The 15,398-nt window shown below is 68.1% G+C and carries 17 protein-coding genes; 12 read left to right on the top strand and 5 right to left on the bottom strand.

Annotated elements, in window-relative coordinates; all coding sequences use genetic code 11:
* Nucleotides 1-9 precede the first annotated feature (9 nt).
* Both HQ325_RS11440 and HQ325_RS11435 read right to left on the bottom strand, forming a co-directional pair.
* Nucleotides 10-435: a VOC family protein gene (locus tag HQ325_RS11440; RefSeq protein WP_222629576.1), complete on the bottom strand. Its 426-nt coding sequence runs from the start codon at nucleotides 433-435 to the stop codon at nucleotides 10-12.
* 107 nt (nucleotides 436-542) lie between these two features.
* A complete protein-coding gene (locus tag HQ325_RS11435; RefSeq protein WP_204869358.1) occupies nucleotides 543-1,535 on the bottom strand; it encodes an LLM class flavin-dependent oxidoreductase in 993 nt (330 codons plus the stop codon).
* 288 nt (nucleotides 1,536-1,823) lie between these two features.
* On the opposite strand from HQ325_RS11435, the gene HQ325_RS11430 reads away from it, so the two are divergent.
* Nucleotides 1,824-2,192: an Lsr2 family protein gene (locus HQ325_RS11430; RefSeq protein WP_222629573.1), complete on the top strand. Its 369-nt coding sequence runs from the start codon at nucleotides 1,824-1,826 to the stop codon at nucleotides 2,190-2,192.
* 70 nt (nucleotides 2,193-2,262) lie between these two features.
* On the opposite strand, the gene HQ325_RS11425 is transcribed toward HQ325_RS11430, so the two are convergent.
* The gene (locus HQ325_RS11425; RefSeq protein WP_222629570.1) at nucleotides 2,263-3,501 is read right to left on the bottom strand and encodes an APC family permease; all 1,239 of its coding nucleotides are present in this window, start codon (nucleotides 3,499-3,501) and stop codon (nucleotides 2,263-2,265) included.
* Between the two features lie 147 nt (nucleotides 3,502-3,648).
* On the opposite strand from HQ325_RS11425, the gene HQ325_RS11420 reads away from it, so the two are divergent.
* Entirely contained in the window at nucleotides 3,649-5,268 is a 1,620-nt protein-coding gene (locus HQ325_RS11420) for an AMP-binding protein (RefSeq protein ID WP_222629567.1), read from the top strand.
* Nucleotides 5,269-5,302: 34 nt separating this feature from the next.
* On the opposite strand, the gene HQ325_RS11415 is transcribed toward HQ325_RS11420, so the two are convergent.
* A complete protein-coding gene (locus tag HQ325_RS11415; protein WP_222629564.1) occupies nucleotides 5,303-6,343 on the bottom strand; it encodes a type III polyketide synthase in 1,041 nt (346 codons plus the stop codon).
* Between the two features lie 90 nt (nucleotides 6,344-6,433).
* On the opposite strand from HQ325_RS11415, the gene HQ325_RS11410 reads away from it, so the two are divergent.
* The 6 genes from HQ325_RS11410 (at nucleotide 6,434) to HQ325_RS11385 (ending at nucleotide 11,816) form a co-directional block, all read left to right on the top strand.
* Nucleotides 6,434-7,519 (top strand): PLP-dependent cysteine synthase family protein, encoded by a 1,086-nt coding sequence (locus HQ325_RS11410; RefSeq protein WP_261778209.1) that lies wholly within the window; start codon nucleotides 6,434-6,436, stop codon nucleotides 7,517-7,519.
* Nucleotides 7,516-8,319: a hypothetical protein gene (locus HQ325_RS11405; protein WP_222631162.1), complete on the top strand. Its 804-nt coding sequence runs from the start codon at nucleotides 7,516-7,518 to the stop codon at nucleotides 8,317-8,319. Before HQ325_RS11410 ends, HQ325_RS11405 begins: the two co-directional genes overlap by 4 nt.
* A gap of 10 nt (nucleotides 8,320-8,329) precedes the next feature.
* Entirely contained in the window at nucleotides 8,330-9,172 is an 843-nt protein-coding gene (locus tag HQ325_RS11400; protein WP_222629561.1) for an SGNH/GDSL hydrolase family protein, read from the top strand.
* A gap of 148 nt (nucleotides 9,173-9,320) precedes the next feature.
* Entirely contained in the window at nucleotides 9,321-10,562 is a 1,242-nt protein-coding gene (locus HQ325_RS11395) for a dihydrolipoamide acetyltransferase family protein (protein ID WP_222629558.1), read from the top strand.
* A 7-nt stretch (nucleotides 10,563-10,569) separates the two neighbouring features.
* Nucleotides 10,570-11,007, top strand: coding sequence for a GNAT family N-acetyltransferase (locus HQ325_RS11390; protein WP_222629556.1), 438 nt, complete (start codon nucleotides 10,570-10,572; stop codon nucleotides 11,005-11,007).
* 14 nt (nucleotides 11,008-11,021) lie between these two features.
* Nucleotides 11,022-11,816, top strand: a complete 795-nt coding sequence (locus HQ325_RS11385) for an SDR family NAD(P)-dependent oxidoreductase (protein WP_222629553.1) — start codon at nucleotides 11,022-11,024, stop codon at nucleotides 11,814-11,816.
* Here HQ325_RS11385 and HQ325_RS11380 read toward each other — a convergent pair.
* Nucleotides 11,792-12,706: a DUF5996 family protein gene (locus HQ325_RS11380; RefSeq protein WP_222629551.1), complete on the bottom strand. Its 915-nt coding sequence runs from the start codon at nucleotides 12,704-12,706 to the stop codon at nucleotides 11,792-11,794. The two genes, HQ325_RS11385 and HQ325_RS11380, sit on opposite strands and share 25 nt — an antisense overlap.
* Nucleotides 12,707-12,754: 48 nt before the next feature.
* Here HQ325_RS11380 and HQ325_RS11375 point away from each other — a divergent pair, with 48 nt between their 5' ends.
* From HQ325_RS11375 to HQ325_RS11360, 4 genes are all read left to right on the top strand, one after another.
* On the top strand, nucleotides 12,755-13,705 hold the full coding sequence (locus tag HQ325_RS11375) for a ring-cleaving dioxygenase (RefSeq protein ID WP_222629549.1): 951 nt from the start codon (nucleotides 12,755-12,757) through the stop codon (nucleotides 13,703-13,705).
* Complete coding sequence (locus HQ325_RS11370; RefSeq protein WP_308014511.1) at nucleotides 13,702-14,331, top strand: MSMEG_1061 family FMN-dependent PPOX-type flavoprotein; 630 nt, start codon at nucleotides 13,702-13,704, stop codon at nucleotides 14,329-14,331. Before HQ325_RS11375 ends, HQ325_RS11370 begins: the two co-directional genes overlap by 4 nt.
* An 86-nt stretch (nucleotides 14,332-14,417) precedes the next feature.
* Complete coding sequence (locus tag HQ325_RS11365) at nucleotides 14,418-14,810, top strand: hypothetical protein (RefSeq protein ID WP_222629547.1); 393 nt, start codon at nucleotides 14,418-14,420, stop codon at nucleotides 14,808-14,810.
* A gap of 201 nt (nucleotides 14,811-15,011) precedes the next feature.
* A complete protein-coding gene (locus tag HQ325_RS11360; RefSeq protein WP_027506038.1) occupies nucleotides 15,012-15,371 on the top strand; it encodes an NADH-quinone oxidoreductase subunit A in 360 nt (119 codons plus the stop codon).
* Nucleotides 15,372-15,398: the final 27 nt, after the last annotated feature.

Raw genomic sequence — 15,398 nt, 5'->3', positions numbered from 1 at the left:
TGCCGCGGCTCACATGTCGGGAGGCGTGGCCTCGCCCGAGGCGACGGCCGGGTCCATCCAGGTCACTTCCCACACGTGACCGTCGAGGTCGCGGAACGACCGCCCGTACATGAAGCCGTGGTCCTGCGGATCCATCCAGTCACTGCCGCCCGCGGCGAGCGCCGCGTCGGCCATGGCGTCGACGGCCTCCTTGCTGTCGGCCGACACGGCCAGCAGCATCTCGCGCGAGGTGGAGAGGTCGGCGACGTCGTCGCGGATGAAGTCCTTGAAGCGCGGGACGTTCAGCAGCATCACGACGGCCTGCTCGTTGATGATCAGGCACGCAGTGTTCTCGTCGCTGAAGGTGTCGTTGAAAGAGAATCCCAGCGACGTGAAGAACGCGCGGCTCGCGGCGACGTCGTGGACGAAGGTGTTGACGAAGATCATGCCGGACATGGTGTCTCCTGGTGTGGTGTCGTCGGCCCCGGCGTCAGGGCCACTCACCACTACCGACACCGCCCGAGCGGAAAAGTCATCGCGCGGGCGGTGTCGGTCGTGCGGCGTCAGGCCGCGGTGGCGTGCAGGTGCTGCTCGGCGAGCAGGCGGTAGGAGAGCAGTCGCTCGTCGGTGTCATCGATACCGCTGGCCACGATGACCTCGTCCGCCTGCGCGTGCGCGGCGAAACGATCGATGTAGTCCGACGCCTCCGCCGGCGTTCCGACGGCCGAGTACTTCACCATTCCCTGGATCTGTCGGCCCGCGGGCGAGTCCATGATCATGTCGACCTCCTCCTCGGAGAAGGAACGGCCACGTCCCACCATCTGCACCACCCGGCGACGCAGACCGGCCGTGAACAGCTCGTGCGCGCGAGCAGACGTCGGTGCGACCGTCGCGTTGACGGCGGCGATGACGTAGGGCTCCGCGAGCTGCGCGGACGGCTGGAACGTGTCCCGATAGACGGCCACGGCCTCCTCGAGCGAGTCGGGGGAGAAGTGCGACGCGTTGGCATACGGAAGGCCGAGATGTGCGGCGAGCTGAGCACCGAAGAGGGAGGACCCCAGAATGTAGAGCGGCACATCGGTTCCCGCGCCCGGCACTGCCTGCACTCCCGGAACCCGACTCGAACCAGACAGGTAGCCCTGGAGTTCGAGAACGTCCTGCGGGAAGGAATCGGCCGACGACGGGTCACGGCGCAGCGCACGCATGGTGGTCTGATCGGATCCCGGTGCTCTGCCGAGACCGAGATCGATACGGTCCGGATGGAGTGTGGCCAGCGTTCCGAATTGCTCGGCAATGGTCAGCGGAGAATGGTTCGGCAACATCACTCCACCCGATCCGAGACGAATGGACGAGGTGTGCGCGGCCACGTGTGCGATGAGGACCGACGTCGCCGAGGACGCGATGGAGGGCATGTTGTGGTGCTCCGCGTACCAGACTCGCCGATATCCGCTCTCCTCCGCGAGGCGGGCCAACGCGACACTGGCATCGAAACTGCTTCGAGGAGTTTCACCCTCGCCGACCTGTGCGAGATCGAGTACGGACAGTGGTACGGCCACGAGCGTTCACCCTTTCGAGAAAAGAAGACTTCTCAGGTGCGAACGCCGGCCCGGCGGAGAATATTTCCCGAGCCGCGTGACCTCGAACGACCGGACCGTGCGGTATCGAGGTCGGCGCGGGCGCACGACTCCGAACCGGAATTGGCAGTGACTCGCTAATCGGGCTTCGAGATGGATAAACTCTGGCGGAAGAACCGCGTTGGTGTTCGGAACCACGAGTCGAGACGGCTCGATGAATACCTGTCCGGTTCGGTCGGGGAACTCACCATCGAAAGGAACCACAGCGTCATGGCGAAACAGGTCTTCGTGGAATTGGTCGACGATATCGACGGCGCACCCATCAAAACGGGTAAAGGGGAGACCATCGGTTTCTCGGTCGACGGTGTGGAGTACGAGATCGATCTCGGTGTGAAGAATGCCAAGGAGTTCCGCAAACAACTCGATTACTGGACCGAGCACGCCACCAAGGTGTCGTCGCGCGGCAAGAAGGCCATCGCGAAGAAGGCGTCCGGAACGGCGACGCAGGTCGGCTCGTCTCCGCGAGATCCCTTGCAGACCAAAGCTATCCGTGAGTGGGCGAATCAGAACGGGTACACGGTCTCGAGCCGCGGACGTATTCCGGCCGAAGTCGAAGAGGCGTACAACTCCGCCCAGTGACGTTCGGGCTGAAGTGACGTCAGGGCTGCAGTGACGTCATGACTGCAGTGACGTCAGGGCTGCAGTGACGTCATGACTGCAGTGAGCGCCGGCGCTGCAGCATCCACCGTCCGGCCGACCCTGCCGACAGGACCCCGATTCCGACCACCACCGCCGCCGCGGGCAGTGTGACCGCCAGCAGGACGCAGCCGCAGAGCCCGAGGATCTGCAGTGCCCGCGGCCACCGGCGATCGGAACCGGTCTGCGTGAATGCCGCGGCATTGGCCACGGCGTAATAGACGAGAACTCCGAACGACGAGAATCCGATCGCGTTCCGCACGTCGAGCGTGAGAACCACGACCACCACCACGGCGGCCACGGTGATCTCCGCGGCGCGCGGAACCGAGCGGCGCTCGTCGACGTGCGCGAGGTATCGCGGCATGTCCCCTTCCCGCGCCATCGCCATCGTGGTGCGGCCGATCCCCGCGATCAGTCCCAGCAGGGCTCCGAGAGCCGCGGCCGATGCCCCGACGCGCACCACCGGGCCCGCCCAGTGTGCCCCGACCGCGTCCATCGCAGCGGCCACCGGAGCCGTCGAGCGCGCGAGTGCGTCCGCCCCGAGAACGTGCAGCAGCATCACTGCGACGGCCGCGTAGATCACGACCGCGCACGCGAGGGCGCCGACCACGGCGCGCGGGATGGTGCGCGCCGGGTCCCGCACCTCCTCTCCGAGCGTCGCGATGCGCGCGTACCCAGCGAAGGCGAAGAACAGGATCCCCGCGGATTGCAGAACGCCCACCGGACCCGAGGTCGCCGAGAACCCGGCGCCCGTCACGGTGGACGAGCCGGTCGCACCGACGATCAGTGCCGCGGCGAGCACGACGAGCACCACCGCCACGAGCACGCGCGTGACCGACGCGGTGCGGGTGATGCCCAGGCAGTTGACCGCCGCCAGCGCCACCACCGCGATCACGGCGAGCGCCCGTGCGTGCTCGGGCCACGCGTACGCGCCGAACGTCAGGGCCATGGCGGCACAACTCGCGGTCTTGCCGACCACGAAGCTCCAGCCGGCCAGGAAGCCCCACCGGTCACCGAGTCGCGCTCGCCCGTAGGCGTAGGAGCCGCCGGACGTGGGGTGCACCGCGGCGAGCTGGGCAGTCGACGTCGCGTTGCAGAACGCCACGACGGCGGCGACGGCGAGCCCGAACAACAGCCCGCCACCCGCGGCCGCCGCGGCCGGTCCGAAGGCGGAGAACACCCCGGCGCCGACCATCGATCCCACGCCGATGACGACGGCGTCGCGCGTGGTCAGTCGTCGTTGCAGCGGCATCGACGAAGCATAGGGACCCTCGGTGAACGCCGAACGGAGACACCGCGACTTCGATGAATCACGATTAACCGAAATCGGGGAAACCGCAGACGGGCGGCTGTCCCATGGATTAGCGTCGCGGAGGTACCCGAGCCTCGAGGAGCGACTTTGTCACCGCAGACTTCCTACTCGTCCGGCCCGACCGACACGCCGCTGCTCGACGAGACGATCGGACGGAACTTCGATCGCACCGCCGCGCGGGTGGGCTCGTCGGACGCCCTCGTGGACGTCGCGTCCGGTCGCCGGTGGACGTACGACGAGTTGCGATCCGACGTCGACGATCTCGCCCGCGGCCTGCTCGCTCGCGGAATCCGTCGCGGGGATCGCGTGGGGATCTGGGCACCGAACTGCCCGGAGTGGACCATCGTCCAGTACGCCACCGCGAAGATCGGCGCGGTGCTGGTGACCATCAACCCTGCGTACCGTGCGCACGAGCTGCAGTACGTGCTCGACCAGTCCGGCGCCACCATGCTGGTGGCGGTCCGGGCACACGGCACCTCGGACTACGCCTCGATGATCGACGCCGTGCGCGGCGAGTGCACCGATCTGGCCCACGTCGTCTACATCGGCACCGACGACTGGACGGGCCTCGTCACCGATGGTGCGTCCGTCGACGTCGACGAACTCGACCGTCGCAGTGCCGAACTCGGTCCCGACGACGCCATCAACATCCAGTACACCTCCGGCACCACGGGATTCCCCAAGGGCGCCACGCTGAGCCATCGCAACATCCTGAACAACGGCTACTTCGTCGGCGAGCTCTGCCATTACACCGAGGCGGACAGTGTCTGTATTCCCGTGCCGTTCTATCACTGCTTCGGGATGGTGATGGGAAACCTCGCCTGCACCTCGCACGGTTCGACCATGGTGATCCCGGGACCGTCGTTCGATCCGGCAGCGACACTGGCCGCGGTCTCCGCCGAGCGGTGCACCTCGCTCTACGGAGTTCCCACCATGTTCATCGCGGAACTGGCCGTTCCCGACCTGGCGGAGCACGATCTTCGGTCGCTGCGCACGGGCATCATGGCCGGATCACCCTGTCCCACCGAGGTGATGAAGCAGGTCATCGACGTCATGGGAATGGCGGAGGTCTCCATCTGTTACGGGATGACCGAGACGTCCCCGGTGTCACTGCAGACCCGCTCCGACGACACGATCGAGCAGCGCGTGTCCACGGTCGGACGAGTCGGACCGCATCTCGAGGTGAAGATCGTCGACCCCGTCACCGGGGAGACGGTTCCCCGCGGAGAGCCCGGTGAACTGTGCACACGGGGGTACTCCGTGATGCTTGGTTACTGGGACGACCCCGAGAAGACCGCCGAGGCACTCGATTCCGAGCACTGGATGCACACGGGCGACATCGGCACCATGGACGACGACGGCTACGTCGCCATCACCGGGCGCATCAAGGACATGGTGATCCGCGGCGGCGAGAACATCTACCCCCGCGAGATCGAGGAGTTCCTGTACTCCCACCCCGACATCCTGGACGCCCAGGTCATCGGTGTGCCCGACGACAAGTACGGCGAGGAACTGATGGCCTGCGTCCGTCTGCGTGAGGGCGCCGCGGCCATGACCGTCGACGATCTCCGGGCATACTGCGCCGGCCGCATCGCGCGATACAAGATCCCGCGCTACCTGCGCGTCATGGATGCCTTCCCCATGACCGTGACCGGCAAGATCCGCAAGATCGAACTACGCGAGGAAGCCACGCGCCTGCTGAATTGACGGAACGGCTGGGTCGATCGAACGGCTAGGGTGATCAGGCTGCGTGGAACAGCATGGTCTCGGCGGTGAGTCCCGGGCCGAACGCCATCGCGCATCCCGACCCGGTGTCCCCTCGCTCGAGCATGTCCGCGAGCACGAACAGCACGGTGGCCGACGACATGTTGCCGTAGTTCTCGAGCACGCGGCGCGACGAGGTCAGAGCGTCCGCGTCGAGGTGCAGCGCGCCCTCCACCGCATCGAGGATCGAGCGACCACCGGGATGCACGGCCCACAGGTCGATCGACGACGTCTCCGCCCCCGAGAGCACCGTCTTCATCGTGGTCTCGTCCAACGCGCGCGACAACGAGCCCGGCACCCTGCCGGAGAGCACCATGTCGAACCCCATGCCGCCGATGCGCCAGGTGATGAGGTCGCGGGAGTCCTCGATCATGAGGGCCTGGAAGGAGTCCATGGCCAGACCGGTGGACTCGGCAGTGACCAGCACGGCCGCGGCGCCGTCGCCGAACACCAGGAACGACAGCATCGTCTCGAGATCGTCGGTCTGCTGCATGTGCAGCGAGCACAGTTCGACGCTGACCACGAGCACCTTCGCGGCGGGCTCGGAGCGCACGATGTGGTGGGCGAGCTTGAGACCGTTGATGCCGGCGAAGCAGCCCATGAAACCGACCTGGGTGCGCTCTGCCGTGGTGGGCACGCCGCACTGCTTCATGATCTCGAAATCGATTCCCGGAGTGTAGAACCCGGTACACGTCAGGACGATGAGATGGGTGATGTCCGCTGCCGCGTCGCCGAGGCCGAGCCCGTCGACGGCACGAACGGCGAGTCCGGGAGCGGTGCGCTCGAACTCCTGCATCCGCGCCTGCGTGTCGACGGCGTTGGGATCGTCGCCGTAGAAACTGGCGATCGACGGGAACGCGGACCACCGGTGGGAGATCTGCGCGCGATCCGCCATGCGGCGGAACAGCAATTGCTTACGTCGCAGCGTGAACGTGCTGTCGGCGTAGGCGACGAAGTCGTCGTGGACGTCGTGCTCGGGAACGGCGGTCGAGATGGCATTGATGTATGCGGTCGTCACAGGTGCCTCTCGTGAAGGTGGGGGCTCGACAGGTCGAGTTCCCCCTGACCACCGCAGTCAACCACCGAGCGGGGCCTCGCGTCGGACAGAATGACCGTCATGAGAATCGAGGACCGTTCCTGGGTGGAGAACGCACTGCGCATCGTCGAGGCCGACGCGAACCGCAGCGCGGACACTCATCTGCATCCCTTCCCACTGCCCACCGAGTGGGGCATCGATCTCTACCTCAAGGACGAGTCGGTCCACCCCACCGGATCGCTCAAGCATCGGCTCGCACGGTCGCTCTTCCTCTTCGGCCTGGCCAACGGGGACATCGGGCCCCGCACCACGCTCGTCGAGGCGTCGTCCGGGTCGACCGCCGTGTCGGAGGCGTACTTCGCCCGGCTCGTCGGCCTCGAGTTCGTCGCGGTCATGCCGGCCACCACCAGCCCGACGAAGATCGCGCTGATCGAGCGCTACGGCGGCATCTGTCGCCTCGTCGAGCACTCGGGTGCCGTGTACGACGTCGCGGAGGAACTGGGTGCGCAGAGGGACTGGCTGTATCTCGACCAGTTCACCAATGCGTCGGTGGTCACCGACTGGCGTGGCAACAACAGCATCGCCGCCTCCATCTTCGATCAGATGGCCCTCGAACGGTTCCCCGTCCCCACCTGGGTGGTGGTCGGCGCCGGCACCGGTGGCACCAGCGCGACCATCGGCCGGTACTGCCGCTACCGGCGCGTGCCCACCCGGGTGTGCGTCGTCGACCCCGAGGGATCCGCGTTCTTCGAGGCATGGCGCGACGACACCCGCGGCGCCGTCGGCACCGGATCGCGCATCGAGGGAATCGGTCGGCCCCGCGTCGAGCCGTCCTTCGTCCCCGCCGTCATCGAGCACATGATGCAGATTCCCGATGCCGCCTCGGTGGCGGCCGTCCGCATGCTCGATCAGGTGACGGGCCTGCACGCCGGTGGATCCACCGGGACCAACCTCGTCGGCGCGTTCCGGTTGGCAGCGGACATGAAAGCTCGCGGAGAGCAGGGCAGCATCGTCACGCTGCTGTGCGACGGGGGAGAGCGCTACGAGGGCACCTACTACGACGACGCCTGGGTGACGAGCCACGGCATGAACCCCGACGCACACCGCGCCTGCATCGACCACTTCCTCGCGACGGGCGTCTGGTCGGAGTCCGTGTGATGACTCTCTACTCGGAGCTACCCGCCCGCCGGACCCGTCAGGTGGTCGCCGACGTGGTGGTCGCGGTGTGGACGATCGTCTGGGTCCGGGTGGGCCTGGCGCTGCACGACGCGGTGATGGCGCTGGCTGCGCCCGGACGCGAGATCGCCGACGCCGGAAGCGGACTGGAGAACAACCTGCGGTCCGCGGGCGAACGGGTGTCGTCGGTCCCGCTCATCGGTGACGACGTCCGCACGCCGTTCGACCGGGCCGGGGACGCCGGCGCCGCACTACGTGGTGCGGGTGAGGCGCAGGTCGCGGCGGTCGAGGCGCTGGCGACGTTCCTCGGCGTCACCGTCGCCCTGCTCCCCATCGTCGCGCTGCTTCTCCTGTGGCTCCCGCGGCGGATCCGTTTCGCCCGGCAGGCCACCGCCGCGGCGGCGCTGCTCCGGTCCGGCGCCGACCTCGATCTCTTCGCGCTGCGTGCTCTCGCCCGGCGACCGCTGACGGAACTGACCGACATCCATGCCGATCCCGCCGGCGCCTGGCGCGCGGGCGACCCCGCCGTGGTCCGCTCGCTCGCAGCGCTCGAGCTGGCGGCGGTGGGGATGCGCGTACCCGGTCCCGACCTTTCGACGTCCGGCGGCGCCACGGCCGTTTACGCTGAGCCCATGGCCGAGAAGACGACGAAGGACGACTCCACCGACGAGCCCAAGGGCGGCCGACCCGGACCCGCCGATCAGGGCGGCGCCGGCGGTATGGCGACGCGAGAGAACGCTCCCGACGTCGCGGAGTCGGAAGCGACGAACGACGCCGACTAGGACACCGCGCATGTCGACACGACGATTCCTCACCGCGGCAGTGGCCGCGTCCGCCGCCGCCGCTCTGTGCGCGGCTCCTGCGACCGCCGCACCGGAACCCGGTGCCTATGTCGCACTGGGTGATTCGTTCTCGGCCGGAAGCGGAATAGCACCGCAGACACCGTCCGGGATCTGCGGTCGGTCCGCGGTGAACTACCCCACGCTGGTCGCTCGCGAACTCGGCATCGACACGGTGCGCGACGTGACCTGCGGCTCGGCGGAGAGCACGAACCTCACCGGTCCGCAGACCGGACTCGGCGGCGGAGTCGCCGCGCCGCAGTTCGACGCGCTCGGTGCGGACACCACGCTGGTCACCCTCGGCATCGGCGGGAACGACATCCAGTTGGTTCAGCTCGCGGCCGGCTGCATCAGCCTGCTTCCGGCTCCCCTGACGCCGTCGTGCTCCGATCGCCCGGACGTCTACAGCGACCGTATCGAGGCGTTCGCCGCGACGTACGACTCGATCCTCGACGAGATCGCCGGCCGGGCGCCGGCCGCGCAGGTGGTGATGGTCGGGTATCCCACCGGCATCAGGCCCGGCGGCTGCCTCGACTCGCAACCCGTGCGGCCCGCGGACGCGACCTACCTACAGGCCCGCATCGATCAGCTCAACGCCGTCATGAGTCGGGCCGCCGCCGCGCACGACGCCACGTTCGTCGACCTCGCGCCGACCACCCGCGACCACGACGTGTGCGCCGCCGACAGCTGGATGGTCGGCGCGGTGCCGACGTCGCCCGACGCGGTGGCGCCCCTGCATCCCACGGCGGCGAGTCACGAGAACACCGCGCGCGAGATCGTGGCCGCACTGCGCTGACGCACGGTGCACCACCGACTGCCTCGCTCGACCGCTGCCGTTGGTCATCGTGCTCACTCGCTCGGTTGTCTCTTGCGCACTGTGCGGTGTGGTGATTGTGTGACCTGACACACAGCGTTCACGAGTGCACTCACGAGGAGCATCCGCCATGTCCACGGTCAAGACATTCCTGCTGCCGGACCTCGGCGAGGGGCTCGCCGACGCCGAGCTGCTCACCTGGTCGGTCGACGTCGGCGACACCATCACCCTCAACCAGACCATCGCCGAGGTCGAGACCGCGAAGGCGTCCGTCGAACTGCCGTCTCCCTACGCCGGGGTGGTCGTGGCGCGGCACGCCGAGGAGGGCACCACCATCGACGTGGGCGCACCGTTCCTCGACATCGAGGTGGCGGGTCCGGCCCCGGCCGACACTGCCGGTCCGGCTACCACCGACGAGGCGGCAGCCGACGCGCGTCCCGAGCCGTCGGTCGAGAAGGCGGAGACCGAGACGGTCGAAGCCGCGCCGACGCGGACGCCCGTCCTCGTCGGCTACGGAGTCGCGGAGGAGACGTCGAGTCGACGGCCCCTGGCCGCGCCGCCGGTACGCAAGGAGGCGCGCGATCGCGGTATCGATCTCGCGACCGTGGCCCCGACGGGGCCGCACGGCAACGTGACCCGCGACGACCTGGCCGTCTCCTCCGCCCCGCTCACGGACGAGGAGCGCACGCCGATCAAGGGCGTCCGCAAGCACACCGCCGAGGCCATGGTGCGCAGCGCCTTCACCGCGCCGCACGTCACCGAGTTCGTCACCGTCGACGTCACGCCGATGATGGAGCTGCTCGACGAGCTGAAGGCGAGCTCACTGCTGGCCGGTGTCCGCGTGACGCCGCTCGCTCTCGTCGCGAAGGCCCTGCTCATCGGTGTCCGGGAGCACCCGAGCCTCAACTCGTCGTGGGACGAGGCGGCGAACGAGATCGTCACCAAGAAGTACGTGAACCTCGGTATCGCCGCGGCGACACCGCGCGGGCTGATGGTTCCCAACATCAAGAACGCACAGACCCTCGGATTCCGCGACCTGTGCTCGTCGCTGTCCGCGCTCACGGCCGTCGCCAAGGAGGGGAAGACCGGTCCGGCGGAGCTGGCCGACGGAACGATCACGATCACCAACATCGGCGTGTTCGGCATCGATTCGGGCACCCCGATCCTCACGCCCGGCGAGGCCGCCATCCTGTGCTTCGGGGCCGTCCGGCGTCAGCCGTGGGAGTACCGCGGGGAGATCGCGCTGCGACACGTCACGACCCTCAGCCTGTCGTTCGACCACCGGCTCGTCGACGGCGAACAGGGCTCGAAGTTCCTGTCCACCGTCGCGACCCTGCTCTCGGATCCGGTGGGGTTCACGGCACTGGGATAGTGGTGCGGTGACCAGCATCCATCACGCTACCGTTCGAGACGTCGATCCCGTTGCGCTGTACCGCGTCCTGCAGTTGCGCACCGAGGTGTTCGTCCACGAGCAGGGCATCGTCGGCGAGCAGGAGATCGACGGGCGCGATCTCGAACCCACGACCACCTTGTTCTGGTCGGAGGAGCCGAACGGCGACGTGCTCGCGACACTGCGGGTGCTGCAGGACGAGGTGCCGGCCCACATCGGCCGCGTCGCCACGGCGTCGGCGGCACGCGGACGCGGGCTGGCCGCCGACCTGGTGCGGGCGGCGATCGAGTTCGCGGGCACCGACGTCGCGATCTCCGCCCAGGCCTACCTGGAGGAGTGGTACGGGCGCCTCGGCTTCGTGCGCACCGGGCCGAACTATCTGGAGGCAGGAATAGACCATCTGCCGATGCTGCTGACCCGTACCTGACACCAGGAGGACACATGCAGATCGATCTGAGCGGCCGGACAGCCCTCGTCACAGGTTCCACGCAGGGCATCGGCTACGCCATCGCCGTCGGCCTCGCCCGAGCGGGAGCGACCGTGCTGATCAACGGCCGGTCCGACGCGTCCGTCGGTGCGGCTATCGACCGCCTCACCGCGGAGGTACCCGACGCGACGGCCGTGGCGGCCCCGGCGGACGTCAGCACGGAGGACGGCACACGCGCCCTGGTGCAGGCGCACCCCGACGTCGACGTCCTGGTGAACAACCTCGGAATCTTCGGCGCCACACCGGCTCTGGAGATCGATGACGACGAGTGGCGCCGTTACTTCGAGGTCAACGTCCTCGCCGCCGTGCGTCTGATCCGCGCCTACCTCCCGGGCATGAAGGACCGCGGCTGGGGCCGGATCCTGTCCATCGCCAGCGACTCGGCCGTCGTGATTCCGGCCGAGATGATCCACTACGGCATGTCCAAGACCGCGCTGCTCGCGGTGTCGCGCGGCTTCGCGAAGGAGGCGGCCGGCTCGGGCGTGACCGTCAACTCCGTCATCGCCGGACCGACACACACGGGAGGTGTCGAGACCTTCGTCCGCGATCTGGTGGGCGACGAGTTGCCGTGGGACGAGGCGCAGCACGAGTTCATGGTGAAGTACCGCCCGCAGAGCCTGATCCAGCGACTCATCGAGCCCGAGGAGATCGCCAACATGGTGGTCTACCTCAGTTCACCTCTCGCGTCGGCCACCACGGGCGGCGCACTGCGAGTCGACGGCGGCTACGTGGACTCGATCCTGCCCTGACCAGCGGGCCACTCCGCGAGGTCCGCGGCGATGCGTGCAGTGCTCTCGAGGAACTCGCGCAGCAGGGCGTCGCCGTCCTCGGCCTTCCGCACCGCCGAGTAGGGGAGCACGAACTCGCCGAGATCGCGATCGAAGTACGCCTGCGCCGGCTCGACGGCCGCGGTGTCGAAGCCGTCGGGTTGCGGGTAGGCGTACGAGTAGAAGATGCCCTCCGACGCCCCGCCGGGCCAGTACCCGGCGCTCGACACCTCCTCGTTGTAGGCCTCGTGCATCACCCAGTCGGGGCAGTTGGGCACCCCTCCCGGATGCTGCGCCGCGGGGCGACCCGAGAACCGGGTCACCGCCAGGTCGAAGGCCCCCCAGAAGAAATGGGACGGACTGGACTTCCCGCGGAACCCGCCGCGGAACGCGGAGAACACCCGATGCGCCGACACCAGCGAGCGCCAGTATCGCGTCATCGCCTCGGCGTCGTAGCTGGCATGCACGGTGTCCTCGGCGAACGGGATCGACGGGTCGACCTCGACAGGGGAGCCCATGATCGAGACGTGGACCCCGAGCGCGTCGAGGTGGGCGAAGAACTCGTCGTGGAAGTCCGCGACCGTGCGCGGCCGCAACTCCATCTCGCGTGCGTCGCCCCACGTGGTCTCGATGGTCAGCCGGTGTCGGAGGAAGTCGAAGCGGATCTCTACTCCGCCGCCGCGGTACGGCATGAGCGAGGTGGTGAGTCCGGACGCATCGACGTAGGACGTCACTCCCCACCAGTGGTTGAGCGGTGGCGCCAGAGCCATGCGCACCTTGCCGACGATCTGCGTCCACATGTGCACGGTGTCGCGGGTGTCCTGCCACGAGTCCACGAGGAGTTCAGGCCAGGCATCGTTCGTTTCGGTCACTGCATCCCTTTCACGGAGATATCGGCGCACACGTAGGACGATGGTCCCATGACGACACTCGCTCCTCTCGGTCTTCACCACGTCACCGCCATCGCGTCGGACCCCGGCCGGAACGTGGAGTTCTACACGCGCGTTCTCGGCCTGCGGTTGGTGAAGCAGACCGTCAACTTCGACGACCCCGGCACGTACCACCTGTACTACGGCGACGAGCACGGGAGCCCGTCGTCCCTCATCACCTTCTTCCCGTGGAAGGACGTCGAGCGAGGGCGGCAAGGAACGGGTCTGGCCACCTCGACGGCGTTCAGCGTTCCGGGCTCGTCGCGGTCCTTCTGGCACGACCGGCTCCGGGAGCTGAACGTGCGCGTCGAGGCGCCGGTGACCCGCGGCGACGACGAGGTCCTGCGCCTGTACGACCACGACGGCATGGTCCTCGACCTGATCGCCTCCGACGGGGACACCCGCTCCGGCTGGGACGGCGTGGCATCGGTGCCCACCGAACACGCGGTGCGCGGACTGCACTCGGTCACCCTCACCGAGACGACACTCGACGCGACAGCCGAGCTGCTCACCGACCGGATGAGCATGACCGTCGCCGCGGACGGTGCCGCGAGCGCGCGCTTCGCCATGGCCGCGGGCGGCGCGGGCGCGCTGGTCGACGTCGTCACCGACCGCAGCGACCGTGGTCTGCAGGCAGGCGGCACCGTTCACCACGTCGCCTTCCGTGCGCCCGACCACGAGACGCTCACCGCCTGGCGCACCGAGCTGATCGACAGCGGCGCGCACGTCACCGAGATCCTGGACCGGCAGTACTTCCAGTCGATCTACTTCCGGGAACCGGGCGGCGTGCTGTTCGAGATCGCGACCGAGGCACCGGGATTCGACGTCGACGAGCCACTGCTCGAACTCGGGCGCTCGTTGAAGCTGCCGCCGTGGCTCGAGCCGACGCGGGAGCAGATCGAGCAGAATCTCCCGGCACTCCCGGTGGAGGACGCGTCGTGACGTGGACGCAGGTGACCGACGGCCAGGCGCTGACGGCGATGTTCGGCACGCCGAGCTTCCGCGCCGCCCACAAGGATCGCCCCCGGCTGCATCCGCTCGACCGTGACTTCCTCGCGGCCTCGCCGTTCTGCCTGGTGGCCACCTCCGACGAGACCGGACGGTGCGACGTCTCGCCGAAGGGAGACCCGCCCGGCTCGCTGGTGCACGTCCTCGACGACGCCACCATCGCGCTGGCGGAACGGCCCGGCAACAAGCGGATGGACGGGTACCGCAACGTGCTGAGCAACCCGTTCGTCGGGCTCGACTTCCTGGTCCCCGGCCGCGGGGACACGCTGCGCATCAACGGCCGCGCGCGGTTGATCTCCGACGCGCCGTTCTTCGACGACCTCGTGGTCAAGGGACACCGCCCGATCCTCGCGCTCGTCGTCGACATCGAGCAGGTCTTCCATCACTGCGCCAAGGCGTTCCTGCGGTCACGGCTGTGGGAGCCGGACACCTGGAATCCGTCGGTGCTCCCGACGGTCGCCGAGATCTCCAAGACGCTGATCCCCGAGTCGCCGGAATCACTCGAGGAACTGCGGGCGTACTACGGGCCGGCGTACGAGGAGTCGCTGTACCGGTCGTAGTGCGCTCCGCGCCTGTGCGCCTCTTGCGCATCCAGGCATACGCAAAAGGCGCACGGGCGCGAAGCGCACTGGGTAACGTCCCACCCGTGGCGGACGCAACGTTGTCGGTGCTGATCTACAGCAGCCACGCGTCCACGCGGGCGCTCGTCCACCAGGCGCTGGGCCGTCGCCCGCACCCCGACCTGCCCGAGATCGAGTATCTCGACGTGGCGACGGCGCCCGTCGTGATCGAGCACCTGGATCGCGGCGGTGTCGATCTGGTGATCCTCGACGGCGAGAGCGCCCCCGTCGGCGGGATGGGCCTCGCGAAGCAGCTGCGCGACGAGATCGACCCGTGTCCACCACTTCTCGTGCTCACCGGCCGCCCCGACGACGCGTGGTTGGCCACGTGGTCGCGTGCCGACGCGTCGGTGTCGCACCCGATCGACCCACTCGAACTCGGCCGCGCCGTGGTGGGACTGCTCCGCAACTCTGCCTGATGCCCCGCCGGATCTCCGATCTGTGACGCCGGATCTCCGATCTGTGACGACGCCGGGGATCACCGATTCGCGACGATTGTGAGCCCGAGTCACCAAACCGGACCCATCGCGACGAAAAAGTCCTACTGTGTGGCACAGATCACCTCGAGGCGTAGGGCGGTTCCGGTCGGAACCCACGACACGGGCAGGAGTTCGAGTGGCATGAACGCATATGTGCCGGTCCTCGTTCTCGGCGCGATCGCGGTCGCCTTCGCGCTGTTCTCGGTCCTCGTGGCATCGGAAGTGGGACCGAAGCGATACAACCGCGCCAAGCTCGACGCGTACGAATGTGGCGTCGAGCCCACACCGCAGCACATCGGCGGCGGTCGCTTTCCGGTCAAGTTCTACCTCACCGCAATGCTTTTCATCATCTTCGACATCGAGATCGTGTTCCTGTACCCGTGGGCTGTGCACTTCGAGGCGCTGGGTGTGTTCGGTCTCGCCGCGATGGCCCTGTTCATCGTCAACGTTTCCGTCGCCTACGCATACGAGTGGCGTCGTGGAGGTCTCAGCTGGGACTGATCCACTCGCCGTGGAAGAAGTGATCGC

The organism is Rhodococcus sp. BP-349, assembly GCF_019835845.1.
In the GTDB taxonomy this organism is placed as follows: Bacteria; Actinomycetota; Actinomycetes; order Mycobacteriales; family Mycobacteriaceae; genus Rhodococcoides.
The sequence above is the reverse complement of the archived record's forward strand: the minus strand, read 5'-3'. Positions and strand labels throughout refer to the sequence as shown.

Excerpts from the sequence above, each read along its gene's own strand:
- HQ325_RS11440 (WP_222629576.1), bottom strand. The coding sequence starts at position 435 with ATGTCCGGCATGATCTTCGTCAACACCTTCGTCCACGACGTCGCCGCG.
- HQ325_RS11430 (WP_222629573.1), top strand. The coding sequence starts at position 1,824 with ATGGCGAAACAGGTCTTCGTGGAATTGGTCGACGATATCGACGGCGCA.
- HQ325_RS11425 (WP_222629570.1), bottom strand. The coding sequence starts at position 3,501 with ATGCCGCTGCAACGACGACTGACCACGCGCGACGCCGTCGTCATCGGC.
- HQ325_RS11410 (WP_261778209.1), top strand. The coding sequence starts at position 6,434 with ATGACCGTCATGAGAATCGAGGACCGTTCCTGGGTGGAGAACGCACTG.
- HQ325_RS11400 (WP_222629561.1), top strand. The coding sequence starts at position 8,330 with ATGTCGACACGACGATTCCTCACCGCGGCAGTGGCCGCGTCCGCCGCC.
- HQ325_RS11395 (WP_222629558.1), top strand. The coding sequence starts at position 9,321 with ATGTCCACGGTCAAGACATTCCTGCTGCCGGACCTCGGCGAGGGGCTC.
- HQ325_RS11385 (WP_222629553.1), top strand. The coding sequence starts at position 11,022 with ATGCAGATCGATCTGAGCGGCCGGACAGCCCTCGTCACAGGTTCCACG.
- HQ325_RS11375 (WP_222629549.1), top strand. The coding sequence starts at position 12,755 with ATGACGACACTCGCTCCTCTCGGTCTTCACCACGTCACCGCCATCGCG.
- HQ325_RS11360 (WP_027506038.1), top strand. The coding sequence starts at position 15,012 with ATGAACGCATATGTGCCGGTCCTCGTTCTCGGCGCGATCGCGGTCGCC.